Source organism: Bradyrhizobium sp. IC4060 (assembly GCF_020193715.1).
Classification (GTDB): Bacteria; Pseudomonadota; Alphaproteobacteria; order Rhizobiales; family Xanthobacteraceae; genus Bradyrhizobium; species Bradyrhizobium yuanmingense.
In genome coordinates this window covers 1-383 of sequence record NZ_JADYVJ010000126.1, presented here as the reverse complement: position 1 = coordinate 383, position 383 = coordinate 1, and the positions used below count along the sequence as shown (strand labels likewise).

Here is a 383-nt window from a genome sequence, read left to right as displayed (position 1 = left end):
GCGATGCGCTATCTGGATATCACGCCCGCCGATGTGATCGTCTTCCACGACGAACTGGACCTCGCCCCCGGCAAGGTGCGGGTGAAGAACGGCGGCGGCCATGCGGGCCACAATGGCTTGCGCTCGCTGCATCAGCATATCGGCGAGGATTACCGCCGGATCCGGCTGGGCATCGGCCATCCGGGGCACAAGGACCGGGTGTCGGGCTATGTCCTGTCTGATTTCGCCAAGGCGGAACAGCCGTGGCTGGACGATCTGATGCGCGGCATCGCAGAGGGCGCACCGGCGCTGGCGGCGGGCGACGCGCCGCGTTTCCTGAACGCGATCGCGGCGCGGATGGCGCCCGCGCGAAACGCCGGAAAGCAGCCGGAGCCAGCCAAGGC

General features: G+C 68.4%; 1 protein-coding gene. It reads left to right on the top strand.

The features are described 5' to 3' along the window. The coding region (pth, locus tag I6F16_RS37795; RefSeq protein ID WP_225174816.1) for an aminoacyl-tRNA hydrolase at positions 1-383 on the top strand (383 nt) is incomplete at both ends.